Genomic DNA, 18631 nt, shown 5'->3' with positions numbered 1-18631 from the left:
ATTATGTCAAAATTGAAATTCAGTATATTCAAAATAGCAGCAGCAGGAGTATTCATGGGTTCTGTAGTATTACATGCTCAAACTTCTGTGATTGAAAAAATCCGTAAAAATCCCAAAGCTCCTTTTTCCTATGCAGAGCTTTCTGTAAAAGAAGGCGGAAAATGGGAAGGAGACCAATACACTGGCGGTACTTTCAAAAATATTCAGGAACTCACAATTCCCGCGGAACATACGGATCATTCGACTTACATCCGGTATGAAGGCATCGGACTGGAAAACAACCAGATTGGCTACAGGCTCTATCTGGACTGGAGAAATGCCACTGATATTTTCGGTAAAAAAGTAAACACCCTGGTTTTACCGGAGGTTGGCCAGGACGGTTTTGAGTCTTATCATCACGATGCCCCGTGGGGACAGGATGTTTTAAAATCCGGCCGCACCATTGGCGTAGGTTCTTATGGAAGATATGACGAGCAGAATGACTATGTGGAAACTTTCAAAATAGTAAAAAATACAACGGCCAAAGTCAGCAATGAAAAAGACAGATCCTTCGCTACCATCGATTATAAAGGATGGAAAACCTGGGGCAGCGCGGTAGACCTTCAGTCAAAACTGACCATTTTTCCCAAAGACCGTTTTGTAAAAGTAGATTTATCTTTGAGCAATACCCTGTCCGGGTTGTGTACAGGAATTGTGTCTATTAAAAACATTCCCGTAAAACAGGGAATCAGTCAAAATAAAAAATGGGCCTACATCGCCACGTACGGAAACCAGACTGAAACCAAAAAAGATGACAATCTGGGAATGGCTGTCTTCTACCCTGTCGAAAGTTTTGATAAATATGTGAAAACAAAATCCACTCACACGGTGGTTTTCAAAAAAACAAAAAACGTTTCCTATTACTTTCTAGGAGCGTGGTCCCTGGAACCCAACGGTTTGACCACAGAAGAATCATTTTACCAGGATCTGGATAAAAAACTGGATCTGCTAGATAAAAATAATCAACTTTAAAGTTTGAAATAAAATGAATTTGATTAATCATCAACTTAAAATATACGCACTGGCGGTCATGGGTTCAGGAATCTTCATGGCCTGTGCTCAAACCCGAAAGGTCACCCATTCAAAAACGAATGCTGCACAGTCAAAATCAGGAAAAATAATTCCATCCCAGTTAAAATGGTCAGAAAGAATGCTCCTTTCCGAGATCAACAGATTCCCGGAAGCCTGGATGCTTGATTATAATAAAAATCCTAAATGGAGTTATCCTACAGCCATTGTGCTGGAAGGTGCGGAAAGGCTATACCAAAAGACAGGTAATAAAGAATATTACAACTACATCACCCAATTTGGAGATACGATGGTAAAAGAAGACGGAACCATTGTTTCATACGACCTTACCAAATATAATATTGATATGCTGAACTGCGGAAATGTTTTGATTTACCTTTATCAGCAGGAGAAAAGAGAAAAATATTTAAAAGCATTACAAACCCTTCGTTCACAGATCGACGGACAACCAAGAACCTCCGAAGGTGGCTTCTGGCACAAGAAAATCTATCCTAATCAAATGTGGCTAGATGGCTTGTACATGGGTGAACCCTTTTATGCCAACTACACCCACGAATTTTCAAAAGGAGCCGATGCTGAAAAAGCCTACGATGATATCATCAATCAATTTGCCTTAATTCAAAAACATCTTTTGGATAAAAAAACAGGTCTGCTGTATCACGCCTGGGACGAAAGCAGAGAACAGGCCTGGGCCGATAAAGAAACCGGACTTTCACCCAATTTCTGGTCCAGAGCGATGGGTTGGTACGGAATGGCCATGGTCGATGTGCTGGATTATTTACCTCAAAATCATCCGGGAAGAGCCCAATTGATTTCTTATTTAAAATCCTACACCGATGCGGTTATCAAAGTTCAGGACAAAGAAACGGGACTTTGGTATCAGGTTTTAGATAAAGGGGGAGAAAAAGGAAATTATCTGGAAGCAACGGGTTCATCCATGTTTGTCTATACCATCATCAAGTCAGTTAACAAAGGTTATCTCCCGAAATCCTATAAAGCGTATGCTAAAAAAGGCTACGACGGAATCATTAATAATCTTATCACAGTTGACGAAAACGGACTGGTGAGCCTAAATAAATGCTGCGCAGTGGCAGGTTTGGGTGGAACGCCTTACAGAAGCGGTTCTTATGAATACTATATCAATGAAGAAATCCGTTCCAATGATCCAAAAGGAACAGGCCCCTTTATTCTGGCAAGTTTAGAATTTGAAAAATAACGGAAGGAAAAACATTCACATTTTGCTGAGTAGAATACCCTATTGAGTCCAAATATCATATTGATTATAAAAAAGTATTTGACCTGGTGTTAAAATTAAAACAGATAAAAAATCTGATTTTACGATGATAAAGAACATTTTAAACAGAACAGCAATTACCGTATTTTCAATTGCTTCAACATATCTTATCGCGCAGGAAAAACCTTCCATCTCTGAGGTATGGACAGCAGATCAGGGGAAAAACTTCAGAAATCCGATTCTTTACGCAGATTATTCTGATCCCGATGTCATTCGTGTCGGTGACGATTATTATATGACCGCTTCCAGTTTCAATGAAGCTCCCGGGCTGCCGATCCTTCATTCTAAAGATATGGTGAACTGGAAATTGGTGAATTATGCACTTCCTGATATTCTTCCGCGTGAACATTTCTCGACCCCAAAAAGAGGCGACGGTGTTTGGGCACCCAGCATCAGATTTCATCAAGGTGAATTTTACATTTACTGGGGCGATCCCGATTTCGGAATCTATAGGGTGAAAACCAAAGATCCTCTTGGGGCCTGGGAAAAACCGGTTTTGGTAATGGAAGGAAAAGGTCTGATTGACTCATGCCCGTTTTGGGATGAGGATGGAAGTGCCTACTTGGTTCATGGCTGGGCGGGAAGCCGTGCAGGGGTTAAAAGTTTGTTGTCAATCAATAAAATGAATTCCGAAGGAACAAAAGTACTGGACAAAGGTGTTCATGTTTTTGATGGCCACGACGCTCATCCCACCGTTGAAGGTCCAAAACTGTATAAAAGAAACGGCTATTACTATATTTTTGCTCCGGCAGGTGGTGTGGCCACAGGATGGCAATTGGTCCTGAGATCCAAAAACATTTATGGTCCCTATGAAGAAAAAATAGTTTTGGAACAGGGCTCAACAAAGATCAATGGACCGCATCAGGGAGCCTGGGTAGATACGCCTTCCGGTGAAGATTGGTTTTATCATTTTCAGGATGTGGATACGTACGGAAGAATCGTCCATCTGCAGCCGATGAAATGGGAAAAAGACTGGCCCGTCATGGGAATTGATACAGATAAAAACGGCATTGGAGAACCCGTTTCAAGCTATAAAAAGCCCAACGTTGGTAAGTCCTGCCCTGTCGTTACTCCTCCTGAAACCGATGAATTTGACGGTGAAAAATTAGGCCTTCAATGGCAATGGAGTGCCAATGAAAATATCGTTTGGTCATCTCAACTTCCTGGACAAAAATTTTTAAGACTATTCTCCATGAAAGTTCCTGACGGTGAAAAAAACCTTTGGAACGTCCCCAATTTATTAACCCAAAAATTCCCGGCTCCGAATTTTACAGCATCAACGAAAGTTAAATTAACACCGGAAGATGCCAAAGAAGGGAAAACGGCAGGATTACTGATCATGGGATTAGATCATGAATCCCTGGTGATTACCAATAAGCCTGACGGATATTATGTACAGTTAAGAAGAGCTGAAAAAGCAGATAAAGGAGGTGAGGAAAAAATCTTATTTGAAACAAAATTAAAAGGAAACGAAGTTTATTTAAAAGTAAATATAAACGAGCCCAATGGATTGTGCCAGTTCAGCTATAGTGAAAATGGGAAAAGCTTCATCAAAGCCGGCGACGTTTTTCAGGCAAAACCCGGGAAATGGATTGGAGCTAAAGTCGGGCTTTATAGCATAAGTACAGCAAAAGCACCCCGTGGCGGATATGCTGACTTTGATTGGTTTAGAATTACAAAAAATTAGATTAAAAAAATGATGGTAGCCATCACATATTTAAAAAGCTTTCTGCCTTTGCGATGACCAACAAATATATAAGTCATGAAAAAAAGAACATTTACAATAGTTTCATTTTTATTCAGCGTTTTGCTGTTATCTGCCTGCCAGTCACAAAGCAATGTGCAAAAGACGACAGCGAAACAGAATAAGAAAGTTACTCATATTTATCTTATCGGAGATTCTACCATGGCAGATTACACCGGAGATTATGATCCCGGAAAAGAGTATATGAAAGTCCGTTACCCGATCACAGGTTGGGGCCAGGTTTTTCAGCCATTTTTTGTAAAAGACAGTCTGGCTTCTCTGAAACCTGCGATGGCCAAAGATTCTGTAGCTGTCATCGACAGAGCCCACGGCGGAAGAAGTACGCGAACATTTTTTCAGGAAGGAAGATGGAGATCTGTGTACGATCATTTACAACCCAAAGATTATGTCATCATGCAGTTTGGCCACAATGACGGTTCGGAAAAACATCCTGAACGGTATATCAACATTCAGGGGTATAAAGAATTTTTAAGGTTATTTGTATCGCAGACAAGACAAAAAGGAGGAAATCCAGTTATTGTGACTCCTGTTGCCCGAAATTACCCATGGAAAGATGGAAAACTGGAAAATGTACATGGAGAATATGCGCAGGCCCCGATTGACATTGCTAAAGAAATGAATGTTCCTTACATTGATTTAAACAAATTATCAATGGAGTATTTTACCCAAAAGGGACAGGATTTCACTACGAATCATTATTTCATGAATCTTCCTGAAAACGTTTATGAAGCCTATCCTAAAGGGCAGAAAGACAACACCCATTTTCAGCCGGAAGGAGCGAAAGCGGTAGCCGCGATGGTTTATAAAGAATTTAAAAATGTAATTAAAACTCAAAAAAAATAAAATGAAGAAGTCTCTTACAATTATCGGTTGGGCAGCAGCCTTGATCTTTTCAGGGCAAATCCAAGCTCAGAATCTGGATATTTACAAAAATATTGAGTTTAAAATGCCTCAGGTCGCAGAAACTTCTTTTGCCGCCAATACGGTTTTTATCACCCAATATGGTGGAATTGCAGGAGGAAATGTGAAAAACACGGAGGCCTTTAGAAAAGCCATTGAAGACCTTAGCAAAAAAGGCGGCGGAAAACTGGTAGTTCCCCGCGGAATGTGGCTGACCGGTCCTATCGAATTGAAAAGCAACATCAATCTTCATGTAGAAGAAGGAGCATTCATTATATTCAGCAAAGACAAAGAAGATTATCCTCTGGTGGATGTGAGTTTTGAAGGCTTAAATACCATTCGCTGCCAGTCTCCGATTTCTGCAAAAAATGCAAGCAATATTGCGATTACAGGAAAAGGGGTGATAGACGGAAGCGGCGATGCGTGGAGAGCGATTAAAAAGAGTAAGGTGGCAGAATCAGAATGGAAAGGAATTGTTTCTTCAGGCGGAATATTATCTTCTGACGGAAAAACATGGTATCCTTCTGAAAGTTACAAAAAAGGATTTGAAAGCAGTTCCAGCTTCAATGTTCCTGATAAAATCTCTAAAGACGATCTGAAAACCGTTAAAGATTTCCTTCGTCCCGTTATGGTAAGTCTGGTAGGCTGCGACAAAGTTCTGCTGGATGGCCCTACTTTCCAGAATTCACCAGCATGGAATCTTCATCCGCTGATGTGTACGAATGTCATCTTGAGAAATCTTACAGTAAGAAATCCCTGGTTCTCTCAAAACGGGGATGGTGTTGACCTGGAATCGTGTAAAAATGTTCTGATCTACGATAATACTTTTGATGTGGGTGACGATGCAATTTGTATTAAATCAGGAAAAAATGAAGACGGAAGAAAAAGAAATAGGCCTACGGAAAATGTAATCATTAAAAACAATGTTGTCTATCACGGTCACGGAGGTTTTGTGGTAGGAAGTGAAATGTCGGGAGGAGCCAGAAATATCCATGTTTCCGACTGTACTTTCATCGGAACAGACATCGGTCTTCGTTTTAAAACAACCCGCGGAAGAGGCGGAATTGTTGAAAATATTTACATCAAAAATATCAATATGATTAATATTCCAACGCAGACGATTGGTTTCAATATGTTCTACGAAGGAGCATCGCCTGTTTTGGAGGAGGGACAGAAAAAAGAAGGCAATCAGGCTCCGGAAAAGGTATATCCTGTGACCGAAGAAACGCCTATTTTCAGAAATATTTACTTTAAAAACATCAATGCTGTTAATTCTTATGAGGCGATCACTTTATTTGGATTGGCTGAAATGAATCTTAAAAACATCGTCATCGAAGATTCGCAGTTTGACACCAAAAAAGCCTTAACCATCGTTGATGCAGACGGTATTCAACTGAAAAATGCAAAGTTGAAATATTCTGAAGGAACGGGAGCGACCGTCTATAACAGCAAAAACATCAATCTTTCGACCGTAAAATTTGAATCTCAAAATAAGCCTGTTGTAAAAGTACTGGGAAATAAAACCGGATCCGTACTCTTACCAAAAGAAATAAGCAATAATAAAACGGCAGTTTCCATTGGAACAGAAGTCAATAAAAATTCAGTGAAATAGTTGGCGATCCCAAAGAGGTAAAAATAACACTTTGCGATTCCAAAACGAATATCATTAGTCTTAAAAAAATTGTATAAAAAAATTCCCACAAGCGAATGATTTTTAACAAAACACCTACTTATATTTCTATTTTTTTAATGGGAGGAATGGTAGCATTCGGTCAGGTTCAACGGCCGAATGCTTCTCCCTATACCAACGAATCGACCTTCGAAAAACTCAAAAAAAAGCATCCTTTCATTACGCCCCTGGAAAGACCTGTTCCAGCCAATATCGGGATTGATCAGAATGTAGAATATGCCAATATCAATGGACTTTCTTTAAAAGCTGATGTCTACTACCCTCTTGATACATCCAAAAAACATCCGGGAGTTGTAATGGTTCACGGTGGCGGCTGGATTTCAGGAAGCAAGGAAAATGAAAAGTACATGGCTCAGGAACTGGCAGCCAAAGGTTATGTTGCCATTGCCGTCGGTTATCGTCTGGCTGACGTAACAAAATATCCCGGTGGCGTTGAAGATATTGAGCAAGCCCTTCAATGGTTAAAGAAAAATCATAAAAAATACAGTTTAAATCAGAAAAAAATAGCCGTTTTGGGAGAGTCGGCAGGAGCCCAGATCGCCACTTTGGTTGGGGTAAGATCAAAGAATAAAATAAAAGCAATAATCAATATTGACGGAATTGTTTCCTTCATTCATCCTGAAGCTGAAGAGAGCACCTATGCTTCTTATTGGTTAGGAGGTGATAGAAACGTTAATTTAAAAAACTGGACAGAAGCTTCTCCTTTAGAGTCCGTTAATAAAAATACACCACCCACCCTATTCATCAATAGCTCCCAACCCAGATTCCATGCGGGAAGAGACGATATGATGAAAAAGCTGAAAAGCTATCACATCCTGACAGAATTTCACGAAATCAGAGATACACCACACTCCTTTTGGTCGGCAGAACCATGGTTCACGGAAACATTGAATTATACAATTGATTTTTTAGATAAAGTTTTAAAGCAGTATTAACTATCATTCTAAACGCAAAGATTTATCAATAATAATATTAACCTTAAGGAACAAAGAATGCGACAAGTCGCTGATGAAGATTTACTCACTAAAAATAAACATGAAGAAAATCAAATCTTTACGTTAAAAATAACAACCCTGTTTATGAAAAAGTTATTCTTAATTCTATTCATTTCTATTGCTAATTTTCTTCTGGCAGGCAATGATCCTTACCTTAAAATTACTGTAGCAAAAGACGGAAGCGGGGACTTTACCTCTATCCAGAAAGCAATCAACTCAATAAGAGACTTAGGTCCTGCAGAAGCATTGATTTTCATTAAATCAGGCATTTATCATGAGAAAGTAGTGATTCCTTCTTCAAAACATAAAATCATTTTAGAAGGTGAAAATAAGGACAGCACTGTGATCATCAACAATGATTTTTCAGGAAAACAGGATGCCTTAAATGAAAAAATGACCACCTTCAATTCTTATACTTTATTGGTGATGGCGGACGATATTAAGATCAGTAATCTGACCATTCAAAACAGTTCGTGTAACGAAGGTCAGGCCGTTTCTCTTCATGTGGAAGGTGACCGTTTTGTGATCAGAAACTCCAACATTCTCGGTTGTCAGGATACCGTTTATGCGGCGACCAATCACAGCAGACAGTTTTTTGAAAACTGCTCTATTGAGGGAACGACTGATTTTATTTTCGGACAGGCAACAGTAGTGTTTAAAAACTGCACCATTAAAAGCATGGCCGATTCATACATCACTGCTGCTGCAACAGAAGCAGATAGAAAGTATGGATTCGTTTTTATTGACTGCCGGTTAACAGCCAAAGAGGGCATCACAAAAGTATATCTTGGAAGACCCTGGAGACCGTATGCCAAAACAGTTTTTATCAACACAGATATGGGAAAACATATTCTTCCGGAAGGCTGGAACCCATGGAAAGGCGACAAAATGTTTCCTGATAAAGAAAAAACAGCCTACTACGCTGAATTCGGAAGCAAAGGCGAAAGTGGTACAACAGCAAAGCGGGTGAAATGGTCCCGTCAATTGACTCAAAAAGATTTGAAAAACTATACTTTGGACATGATTTTTGATGGGTGGAATCCCAATCAATAATTGAAATGTCTGGACTTTCGCTCAGCATGACAACGCTACAAATAAAACGCTAAACGATCAGAGCTATAATAATGACTTCCCATTGAATTGTATAAGCAAAACCCACCATTTATATTGAATAAAATCAATCATGTTTAATTAAAAGTACAATGAAAAAACTTCTTCTGACATTTTATATTTTCTTCGCTGCGCTCTTATTTGCACAACAAAAACCAACCTTATTTTTAATTGGTGATTCCACCATGGCCAATAAGGAAAATCCTGATAAAAATCCTGAACACGGTTGGGGACAGATGCTTCCCCTGTTAATGACCTCAGGAATTGAAATCCAGAATCATGCAACGAACGGGAGAAGCTCCAAAAGTTTCAGGACAGAAGGCAGATGGGATAAAGTGATGAAACAGCTTAAAAAAGGAGATTTTATCATTATCCAATTCGGACACAATGATCAGAAAATAAACGATTCCGCGCGTTTTACCAATCCTTATACGCAATACAGAGCGAACCTGGAAAGGTACGTGAATGAAACCAGAGCAAAAGGAGCCTATCCTATTCTGATGACTTCCATTGTAAGAAGAAATTTCAATGAAAATGGCGTTTTGGTGGATACTCATAAGGAATATCCACTGGTGGTAAGGATGGTGGCCAATGATCTGAAAGTTCCCATGGTAGACTTACAGTTATTGACAGAACAAATGGAAATTTCATACGGCCCGGAAAGGTCAAAAAAGCTGCATCTTCATTATAAAAAAGGGGAAGTTGATTATTATCCTGAAGGAAAAGATGATGATACGCATTTATCAAAATTAGGAGCAGAATCTATCGCAAAACGGGCTACCGTTTCTTTGAAGAATATGAAAACAGGTTTGGAGAATTTTATTAAATAATTTAAGATCTACTTCCCCACCGATTACACAGATCTTATGCAATTATCTGCGAAATTCGTGAGATCTGAGGGAAATTATTTTACAACGTACTTTTACTTTAATTCATAAACCTTTTGATAATTAACAAAAAAATCAACTAAATGAAATTTAAAAAAGAAAAATTCTTTGACGGTCATTCTGAATGGGAAGATCTTGGAGCAGGTGTTTCCAGACAATTTGTAGGATATAATGCTCAGGTGATGATGGTGATCGTGAAATTTGAAAAGGATGCCATCGGTACCTTGCATCAGCATTTCCATTCGCAGATTACGTATGTAGCATCCGGTATATTTGAGGTGACCGTGGATGGCGAGACCAAAATTTTACAAAAAGGAGATGGCTTTTTCGCTCAGCCCAATATTTTTCATGGCGTCAAATGTCTGGAAGAAGGACAATTGATTGATGCTTTTACTCCATTCAGGGAGGATTTTCTTAATCCTTAAAAAAAAGTCAATCACAGTATCTCATTTTATTCAGAAAATTTGTTGTTGTAATTAAAAATCACTCAATAAAGCTGAAAAATAACCTTAAAAACACTTTGACTTTGCTCAGTGTAACATTGCTAATACTATAGCGTTGGTGGAGTATTGTCAGTCTGAGTGAAGTCGAATACTTGTTTTGTAAAACATTTGTAATCAACAACTTAAATTATATCCGTCAAAGAAAAAATGGGTTTATCCCATAATTTTTCTCATCGTAGCTTATAAAAAGTAAATACTGGTCCCACAGATCTCATGGATTTCACAGAAAATAACCTGTATAATCTGTAAGATTTGTGGGTATTTTATTTGTGGTAAGCTTATTTTAGTTATATTTTACAAATAATATAAAATGTAACCGATTGAACAATTATAATAAATAACATTATAATTATATAAATATGAATACATTAAAATATAAAATTATTTGATATCATATTAATAATTTTACATCAGTTAAATTACAATATATAAAAACTATGAAAAAAACCTTAAAAGCAATCCTGCTGACGGCAGCATTAAGTTCAGCTTTTGTATTGACCGGTTGTGGTCAGGAAGACCTTAAAACACAATTGTCAGAAAACCCCAATGATTTAAACCTGAAAAACTCCCTGGATGCAAAGGCGATTATACCATTGGCCAGTTGTGTTGCTCCAGGCTGGGCTTCTCAAAATGGTGGAACTACCGGGGGTGGAACTGCTGCTGAAACTACAGTAACCAACTATGCTCAGCTGAAAGCTGCTATTGAAAATACTGCAGTAAAAGTGGTGAAGGTGACAGGAACCATTACGATCACGACACGTTTATCACTACAGGATCAGACCGGAAAAACCATTTATGGAACCAGCGGTGCAAAATTGGTTTCTACGGATCAGACAAAGGATGGTTCAGGAATCATCAATGTTAAAAGATGTAATAATATCATTATCAGAAACCTGATCTTTGAAGGACCGGGAGCTTATGATACAGATGGCTGGGATAATGCCATTCTGGATGACTGCCGAAATGTATGGATCGATCATTGTGAATTCAGAGACGGTGTTGACGGGAACTTCGATATTAAAAACAAATCTGACTTTGTTACTGTATCGTATACTAAATTTCATTATTTAAAAGCTCCAAAACCAGGCGGTTCAGGAGGAACAGATGACCACAGATTCTCTAATCTTATCGGTTCAAGCGATGGCGCCACTGCTGATGCAGGAAAACTAAACGTCACCTTCGTTCGTTGCTGGTGGGCTCCGGGATGCAGAGAGCGGATGCCGAGAGTAAGATTTGGAAAAATTCATATCTTAAACAGTTACTTCAACAGCTCTGTAAGCAATAAATGTATTGCTGCAGGGGTACAGGCGAATATTCTTGTGGAACGCAATGTTTTTGAAAATGTAAAAGAACCTATCAACCTGATGGGTGGATTTACGGCTGTGACACAAACAGGAAGCATATTTACCAATGTAACAGGAAATACGGCAGGAAGCGGAACCGCATTTACACCTGCCTATTCCATCAATAAATTAGCAGCCTCAGATGTAAAAGCAGATGTAACCGCTAAAGCAGGTGCTACCTTAACAGGAAATATCTGTGATTCATTTTAATTAAAAAAGGAATTTAAACACAATCTAAGAAAAACGACTGAGAAATGCTCAGTCGTTTTTTGCTTATTATGTAAAGATAAGATGTAAGATTTTAGATTTCAGATGTCAGACTTCAGATTGTAGATTTACAACTGTTTTACTAATATTGCATTGAGCTATTATTGGCTGTCCATCAGATCTATTCCAACCCATTCATTCTAAAGCTCTCAAACCCTTAAACTACTCTACATCCCTCGTACTCAAAAGAAAGCATATCAACCTCCAATTGTATTCTTCAATTTCCATTTTGGATATTCTTTGTCTATGAGTTTTTGTGGACTGTCACCAAACCAGCTGTAGCCGTTTCTTCTTTCTTCTGATATGTCGTTATAATTATATTTTACACTTCCGTCACGGTCGCCAAAAAGGGGTTTGTTGGTATGTAGATCGTAGAATCTTGCCCAGATCACAGAGTTTTTATCTTCTGCTAAAATTCTTACTGTTTTACCATTTTGTTGACCAACATGATAACTGTATCCTTCCATTTTATTGCTTTTAAACCATTCTATAGCTGCGTTGATAGACTTCTGAATTTCAGGAGTTGCAGGCTGCATCATTAAAAATCTGATGATTCCTACAGACTCTCCGGTTGCCAGAGAAATAGGCTCAAAAGCTCTGGCTTTGTCGGGCTGCAAAGTAATTTCATTGTATTGATCTGCCCATATAGACGGACTTCCTTTTTGCAAAACCTGGGTTTTTAAGATACATTCGATGCCTTTCTGAAGGGCGGCTTTTGATTTTTCTCTGAGTTTTGAATCCACAGCATCAAAATCATTTTTACCTTCTGCCACATTGTAAAGCACCGTCAAAGCATTGATCATGGCGTTGTCATTGTAGGTGACCTGCTTCCTGTACAGTCCCGTATTCGGATAGTATTGAGGAAAACCTCCATTGTCATACTGCATTAAAAGAAGGTAATGGATTCCTTTTTCTGCAGATTTAAGGTATTCGGGATTTTTTGTGGCTGCATAGGCTTTTATTAGTATATTAATTTCTCTGGACGTGGCATTGTTATCAATGGTTGCGTGATCATCCCCTGTTGCCTTTATTTTTCTTAAGAGATTTTTGTCAACCGGCATATTATAATTCACGACCGACTTATCATTCAGCTGCTTTCCCCAACCTCCCACCGGAAGCTGATAAAGCACTATTTTTTCCGCCAGCGTGTCTTTCATCTGCGCAGAAACAACCGTCGTAAAGCAAAGGACTGCTATTGAAATTCCCGATTTTATCATGGTATAATTCTTATTTGATTTTAATAATGAGTGGATTCGATATCATTTCCGCTTTTTGCTGCAACATCAGTTCCCAGTCTTTTCTTGTTTTGATCTGCCCGCTTTTCTGCCATGCAAATCCGGCATAATAGATCCGTTTTTTTTGAGGTCTGGTCACAACCAGCAGATTGCTCTGATCCGGAGTTTCAGATTTAAAAGCTATTGATTTTTCAACGACTTCAGGATGTATTACGATTCCTTCCCCTACAAAGGCATCATCAATTTTTTCCCAGTGAAGATAGTACCCTTCTTTATCACTGAGTACAGTTTCTCCTTCATTTTTATGCAAACTGATTCCGATGGTATAATTGGGAACTGGCTTTTCAGCCTCAAAATAGGATTCAAATTTCGAGAAATTAGAGCCCAGATCTAAAGAAATACGTTTGGTTTCTTTGACTCCGTATTCACTCCAGGGATTGTAGGTTAGCTCAAAAACGGTTCTTAAGGGACCTTCGGCTATGGTTTTAGCAGTAACAAAATTTTGGGAAACCTGAAGGCTGTCTTTCGTCCATATCCCGATTCCGCCTGTGCCGCGACTGTTTCCTACGTGATAGGGATCATATCCTTCTTCTCTTGTATCTCTGTGGTAAAACATGGGATCGGTAAGATACCCTTTGTACCATTTATTGATAACCGGCAGATCAGTCCGCTTCAGCCAGATATCCACTCCACTGGAAAGGGTACTGCTTTTAATTCCCTGTAAGGCTTCCTGCTGACCTTTCGGACCATAGACCCTGAAAGCAATTTTATCATTTTCCCAGGCATAGTCATCTACACGCTCCGGGACAAGTCTTGAATAGGTAGAAATCCTGCTTTCGTGAACCGGAACACTTCCGTCAACAGAAATGCTGTATAGGTTGATCTTTTTTGCCCCGATAACAGCCTGAAAAAGCAATTCATCGTCTTTCCCGTCGGAATCATTATCAATCCACTGAACCGGAAGTACTTTATGATTGCTGTCTTTTATTCTGATCTCATTTTTTCTGTTTTCTTTCATCAACGCCTTCAGCTGATGTACAGGAATGGCAACGACTTCATTCCTAGAGAAATTCAATGTATTCTTTACTTCAATCCGGGTTTGGGAAGTTAAAGAATGAGCATTCGCTATGCAATCGATTGCGCAAATAAATCCAATAATACATTTTTTCATAGAGATTGCGGTTGTTTCCTCAAAAATAGAAAATATTTTTAAGTAAAAGATGCTACCTATTCAACATTTTAAAATATTTGTAGACTTGTGTAAGAATGCTTTGAGTTGGGCGAGAATAATTGCTTTTTTGTTTTAAATAAAGAATTATAGTAGACTCCAGATAAGTAAAGATAATATGTCTATCAAAAATTTATTCAAGATTTTTTTTTGAACATCTCATCAAATATTTCTTGTTATCTAATAACTTTTCCTGAACATCATCAAAACTATTTTTCTTCAAAGAAAACCTGATGTTTTTCGGTATTTTATATTGACATCTTTCTGTCATCAATCTCTCACTTAAAGGATTGGTTCTGGAACTTAAAATGTCAGTTAAAAACCAATCTCTTTTTACTGTATTATAGCTAAAAGTCAATAAATCAAAGTCAAGGTATTTTGGTGCGTAAGTAAATTTAATATTGATGATATTCTTTATTATTTTTACATTTAAACCTCCTGCTTCCGCATGATAGTTTGAGAAAAAAAATATTGAATCTTTTTTGTTTACAATTGGTTTACCATACTCAAAAATCAACTTATTGGTAATGGAATCTTTATAAATAATATCCTGACTTTTATCTAAATTCAAATCCTGTTTAGCGATCATCTGATATTGGGCGTTGCTAAAGAGAGGAATTAGCACAAGCCAAATTATGTTACTTTTTTTTAGAGATACACAATTCATCATATTTAAAAAATAATTTTAGATTTTTGGTAAATTCTTTTCTTTCTTTTAATCCATATGGATTTTTTACTTTTCCATTTATACATTGTGAAACCTTTAAAACATCATCTTTATCTGCAACAAGATTAATATTTTCTCCTGTTGGTACAGTTTTGCCAAGATTCTCCCAGTACCATCCTGCTGAATCAAAAGCAAAATGTAAATTACTTGCAATAAGCGAAGCTGAGTCTACATCTACGATTTCGATAACTTTTTCTTTAATTGGTTTTCCTTTTGTATTTAAGACCTTCTTGCCTTTATCATCAACTTTATCCTTGTAATAAATATATTTTTCTTTGTACAATGGTTTCCGATCAAATAGTTCATCAATTTTCTTGGTATTTAATAGTCCAGGCTCTTTTTCCAAAACATATGAAAAGTATTTTTTTTGTGTTTTCCTCCAAGTTAGCTGAATTATTCCTCTCCCTTTATATCTTGGCCCATCTCCTTCAACAGTATGTTCCATTGCCTTTGCGTCACTATGATTTCCAGGATTATATTTCTTTCCAGAAGAATATTCTAATGTAGTGCCATATCTTGATGATTCATGATAAGACTGTGCTAAAAAATGAATTTTCCTAATACAAGTATTAATATTATGCTTTTTCATCATACTGTTAAGCTCTTCACATAATCTTTTATAAGTTTTATCAGATTCGGATAATGTACAATTCTCATCATAAAACAGAGAAGTTGTCTTTATTTTCTCTGTTTCTCTAAGCTTCTTAATAATTGCTTTTATATCATCCTCTGTAAAATCTCTGTCACAATAACATTTTTCATCATCTTTCTGCTCCGGTACTGGTGCCCCCTTCGCAGCAACACTTTCAGGTTCGTTGACCTGTCCTGATGTTATAAACTCTATCTTTCCGGTTTCAGGGGGTATATTACCCGGCATTTTGCCTGTCCCTGGTAATGTTGATTTTTTTAATAAGACATAATTCTCCTGTACTTTAGCGGTCCCGAAATCCTGCCATTCTGTGAGGGATATCATCTGAAAGCCATCATAAAATTTAAAATTGGGAATCTGCTTTTCTACAATTGTTCCGGTAAGTTTCCCTTGTGTGGTAGGTACATCAGTTAAAACTTTAAATTCACCTAAATGAGCATTGAATTTAATCTTTGCTCCATGTATTGCCAACAGCAATCCATCTTCAACTTTATCCTTTTCCTCATTTTTCGCCCGTTTCTCCTCCATTTTCTGGCTGTTCGCAGCCTTAATATGATCGCTGTCCTGTGCTGTCCCCTGAGTTTGAGTTTCCGGAACGGCACCTTCTGTATCTTTATCTAGCCTATCCATAGTAATGAATGTTTTAAATGGGTACTATTTTTTTTGATTTCTATAAAACCTTCCTCATAATGATCTCCTTTGAATACAAATAATCCTCTGAAGTGATCAATTTCTGTTGGGTCAAGATTTTCAGGAGTAAGGGTTAATGTTATTTTTTCTTCTTCTTTTACAGGGGTCATGATTTCTGTAAATCCATCTGAAGATTCTCTCTTTCGCCTGGTATCAAATGACTGCAACAGGCCATTGAAAAGCAATCCAAACATATGGTAACCGCCTAAAAAATCGATGAGCCTGCTTTCATCCTCAAGGACACCGCTGATCTGACTGAAATAGTTATCTATGACTTCACCCCTGTGGGTTTCTGAAAGTCTGGCCGCTATTTTCATCCATCGTAAACGAAGAAAATTAAGGTTATTCACTTCAACAATATTTCCTTCCTGATCAACAGTTAATTCCAACTCATCAAACAAATAACTGATTTGTTTTAAAAATTTCCCCATGGCATTATCATCGTCTGAAAAAATGAAATCAACGACTAAAACATGATATTTAAAATGGTCTTTTTCATTTCCTAAATGATAAACCTCAGCTATTCTCACATAATTTTTTTCTTTACAGTAAGAAGTATCAGGATTAGAAATAACAAGCGTTTCCAATCTATAGGTTTTGCTAGAATTTTTTAGAGGATGTTTCAATATCAATTTGTTTATCGTTTAAAACTCCATTCTTTTTCGGTCATCAGTGGGTGAATAGGCAAGACTATCCATTAATGTATTAATTTTCGCAGATCGGTGTAGATATCTATTCTTCAGTTTTCTAAGAAGATAATCAGACTTATAGGCTGTAACCACTACTTCTTCGAGTTGTTTTGCAGGAACTGCCTGATCAGCAGCTGTTGCTACAGGGGCCTCTATATTGCTTTCTTTTTCAATTTCCGATTCTTCTTGATGCTTAAAATTTCCTTTAAGCGTCCAGCTTTCATTCTTTTCTATAATATGATCTTTCATGTATGCTTTTACCTCATCTAAGAAAGTATCATTCAAAGCATAATCTGCCATAACTTTTGGATAGAACAGGAAATTATCATCTTCATTAAGATAAGGCAAAGCGTAATCACACATAAAATGAAGTGGAATAAAACTGTATCCTCTATACAGATAACGGTTTCCTGTAAGGGTGTATTTCCAGTGTGCTTCAATAGCCAACTGATCTCTTTTAAACCAGCCGTGCTCTATTAATTCATCTCTAAAAGCGTCTAATGATCCTGAAAAATAAGCTTTTTCAAGCCAAACGTATTCTTTTTCAGTAACCCCTTCTATGGGATCGGGTTGGTAACCGCTTGCACTGATTTCCGCTACAGACAATACATCATGATTGTAGCTTCCCCCCACATCACTGTGTACACCTGGAAAATTTCTTTCAATACCTGATTTAAGGTCTACCGCAAGGAATCTTGTCAGGGAAAAATTTTCCCGATGCTCATCAGCAGCTGTAAAATGTACAGCCTTTCTCGGGGAACCTAGCTCATGCAAATGGAGTTCGTTCACTTTCTTCTGAAAGCTAGGAATGAGAAGACATGTAGGATCATACGAGGCTACTGTATCATAAACCCCTATAAATCTAACATTAATGGTCATGGAATCTACCAGTTCACGAGCTAATCCTGCTTTTAAAAGTGCCGTGCCAAGGTGTCCAAATTTAGGAAGTACTCCATCTTTCACCCATGATTTTTCGATGGACATGAATTCACTTGTCTCGTGGTCTACATCAATTCTTCCTGCTCCCTGTACTGGCGGATAATAAGCTTTTGGTGCATACGTTCCCATCTGTAAGTTATAGGCAAAGTTTCTTGCTGCTGCTGCACCACGGCTAAATCCGAAAATATCAACAGTTAAAATAATTTCATCAATATCATCTTTAGACTTATCTTTTCTATCTTTCACATTTTCGGCCAGGGTTTTACATCCATTTCTTACCTTTCCTACCACACCCGTTTTCCCACGACCATATTTAAAACCGCCTCCTTCATCATCTGCTTTGTCGATGGTAGCAATACCTTCTACATAAAATGAATAGATATCTCTTTTCGTACACATATACTTCCTTGCAATGTTGGTAAAATCATTACCAAAACTATTATCATCCTTAGCATACTTTTCAAAAATTCGTCTTTCTTCTTCCGTCGCAGAAACATTACTGAATTCTCCTTTCCTCTGAACCTTCTTGCGTATTTCGGTGTTTTTTAGATTATTTCTGGTTCCATCGAAGAATATTCCACAGGTAATCTTTAAAGTTCCCGGTGGATCTGGCAACGGATTGCCCGTATTATAAACAAAGGTTTTACTCATG

General features: G+C 37.8%; 16 protein-coding genes. 10 read left to right on the top strand and 6 right to left on the bottom strand.

All coding sequences use genetic code 11. The annotated features are described in order from the left end of the window. Nucleotides 1–3 precede the first annotated feature (3 nt). From BUC06_RS14305 to BUC06_RS14260, 10 genes are all read left to right on the top strand, one after another. On the top strand, nucleotides 4–1011 hold the full coding sequence (locus tag BUC06_RS14305; protein ID WP_228423756.1) for a DUF4861 family protein: 1008 nt from the start codon (nucleotides 4–6) through the stop codon (nucleotides 1009–1011). Nucleotides 1012–1024: 13 nt separating this feature from the next. Then, nucleotides 1025–2284: a glycoside hydrolase family 88/105 protein gene (locus tag BUC06_RS14300; RefSeq protein WP_073334692.1), complete on the top strand. Its 1260-nt coding sequence runs from the start codon at nucleotides 1025–1027 to the stop codon at nucleotides 2282–2284. A 124-nt stretch (nucleotides 2285–2408) separates the two neighbouring features. Next, nucleotides 2409–4049, top strand: a complete 1641-nt coding sequence (locus BUC06_RS14295; protein ID WP_073334691.1) for a glycoside hydrolase family 43 protein — start codon at nucleotides 2409–2411, stop codon at nucleotides 4047–4049. Nucleotides 4050–4124: 75 nt separating this feature from the next. Further along, complete coding sequence (locus BUC06_RS14290; RefSeq protein ID WP_073334690.1) at nucleotides 4125–4970, top strand: rhamnogalacturonan acetylesterase; 846 nt, start codon at nucleotides 4125–4127, stop codon at nucleotides 4968–4970. Nucleotide 4971: 1 nt separating this feature from the next. Then, nucleotides 4972–6639, top strand: coding sequence for a glycoside hydrolase family 28 protein (locus BUC06_RS14285; RefSeq protein WP_073334689.1), 1668 nt, complete (start codon nucleotides 4972–4974; stop codon nucleotides 6637–6639). Nucleotides 6640–6734: 95 nt separating this feature from the next. Then, nucleotides 6735–7652: an alpha/beta hydrolase gene (locus tag BUC06_RS14280; RefSeq protein ID WP_083564082.1), complete on the top strand. Its 918-nt coding sequence runs from the start codon at nucleotides 6735–6737 to the stop codon at nucleotides 7650–7652. Between the two features lie 144 nt (nucleotides 7653–7796). Further along, the gene (locus BUC06_RS14275; protein ID WP_073334780.1) at nucleotides 7797–8765 is read left to right on the top strand and encodes a pectinesterase family protein; all 969 of its coding nucleotides are present in this window, start codon (nucleotides 7797–7799) and stop codon (nucleotides 8763–8765) included. 149 nt (nucleotides 8766–8914) lie between these two features. Continuing rightward, the gene (locus BUC06_RS14270; protein ID WP_073334688.1) at nucleotides 8915–9652 is read left to right on the top strand and encodes a rhamnogalacturonan acetylesterase; all 738 of its coding nucleotides are present in this window, start codon (nucleotides 8915–8917) and stop codon (nucleotides 9650–9652) included. Between the two features lie 140 nt (nucleotides 9653–9792). Continuing rightward, a complete protein-coding gene (locus tag BUC06_RS14265) occupies nucleotides 9793–10134 on the top strand; it encodes a cupin domain-containing protein (protein WP_073334687.1) in 342 nt (113 codons plus the stop codon). Nucleotides 10135–10649: 515 nt separating this feature from the next. Next, entirely contained in the window at nucleotides 10650–11765 is a 1116-nt protein-coding gene (locus tag BUC06_RS14260) for a pectate lyase family protein (protein WP_073334686.1), read from the top strand. A 254-nt stretch (nucleotides 11766–12019) separates the two neighbouring features. Here the strand turns inward: BUC06_RS14260 and pelA are convergent, their stop codons facing one another. The 6 genes from pelA to BUC06_RS14230 form a co-directional block, all read right to left on the bottom strand. Then, nucleotides 12020–13039 (bottom strand): pectate lyase, encoded by a 1020-nt coding sequence (gene pelA / locus BUC06_RS14255; RefSeq protein ID WP_073334685.1) that lies wholly within the window; start codon nucleotides 13037–13039, stop codon nucleotides 12020–12022. Nucleotides 13040–13049: 10 nt separating this feature from the next. Further along, nucleotides 13050–14228: a DUF4861 family protein gene (locus BUC06_RS14250; RefSeq protein ID WP_073334684.1), complete on the bottom strand. Its 1179-nt coding sequence runs from the start codon at nucleotides 14226–14228 to the stop codon at nucleotides 13050–13052. Between the two features lie 190 nt (nucleotides 14229–14418). Then, nucleotides 14419–14874 carry a hypothetical protein gene (locus tag BUC06_RS14245; RefSeq protein WP_167367427.1) on the bottom strand — a complete coding sequence of 152 codons (456 nt, stop codon included), beginning with the start codon at nucleotides 14872–14874 and terminating at the stop codon, nucleotides 14419–14421. A 49-nt stretch (nucleotides 14875–14923) separates the two neighbouring features. Then, complete coding sequence (locus BUC06_RS14240) at nucleotides 14924–16291, bottom strand: hypothetical protein (RefSeq protein WP_073334682.1); 1368 nt, start codon at nucleotides 16289–16291, stop codon at nucleotides 14924–14926. Continuing rightward, nucleotides 16279–16938, bottom strand: a complete 660-nt coding sequence (locus BUC06_RS14235) for a hypothetical protein (protein WP_139263366.1) — start codon at nucleotides 16936–16938, stop codon at nucleotides 16279–16281. The genes BUC06_RS14240 and BUC06_RS14235 overlap by 13 nt, the downstream gene beginning before the upstream one ends. Before the next feature lie 57 nt (nucleotides 16939–16995). Further along, entirely contained in the window at nucleotides 16996–18630 is a 1635-nt protein-coding gene (locus tag BUC06_RS14230) for a phospholipase effector Tle1 domain-containing protein (RefSeq protein WP_073334680.1), read from the bottom strand. Nucleotide 18631: the final 1 nt, after the last annotated feature.

It is taken from the genome of Chryseobacterium carnipullorum, from assembly GCF_900142785.1.
Taxonomy (GTDB): Bacteria; Bacteroidota; Bacteroidia; order Flavobacteriales; family Weeksellaceae; genus Chryseobacterium; species Chryseobacterium carnipullorum.
Note: the sequence above shows the minus strand (reverse complement) of the source record. Positions and strands in the feature narration are given on the sequence as shown.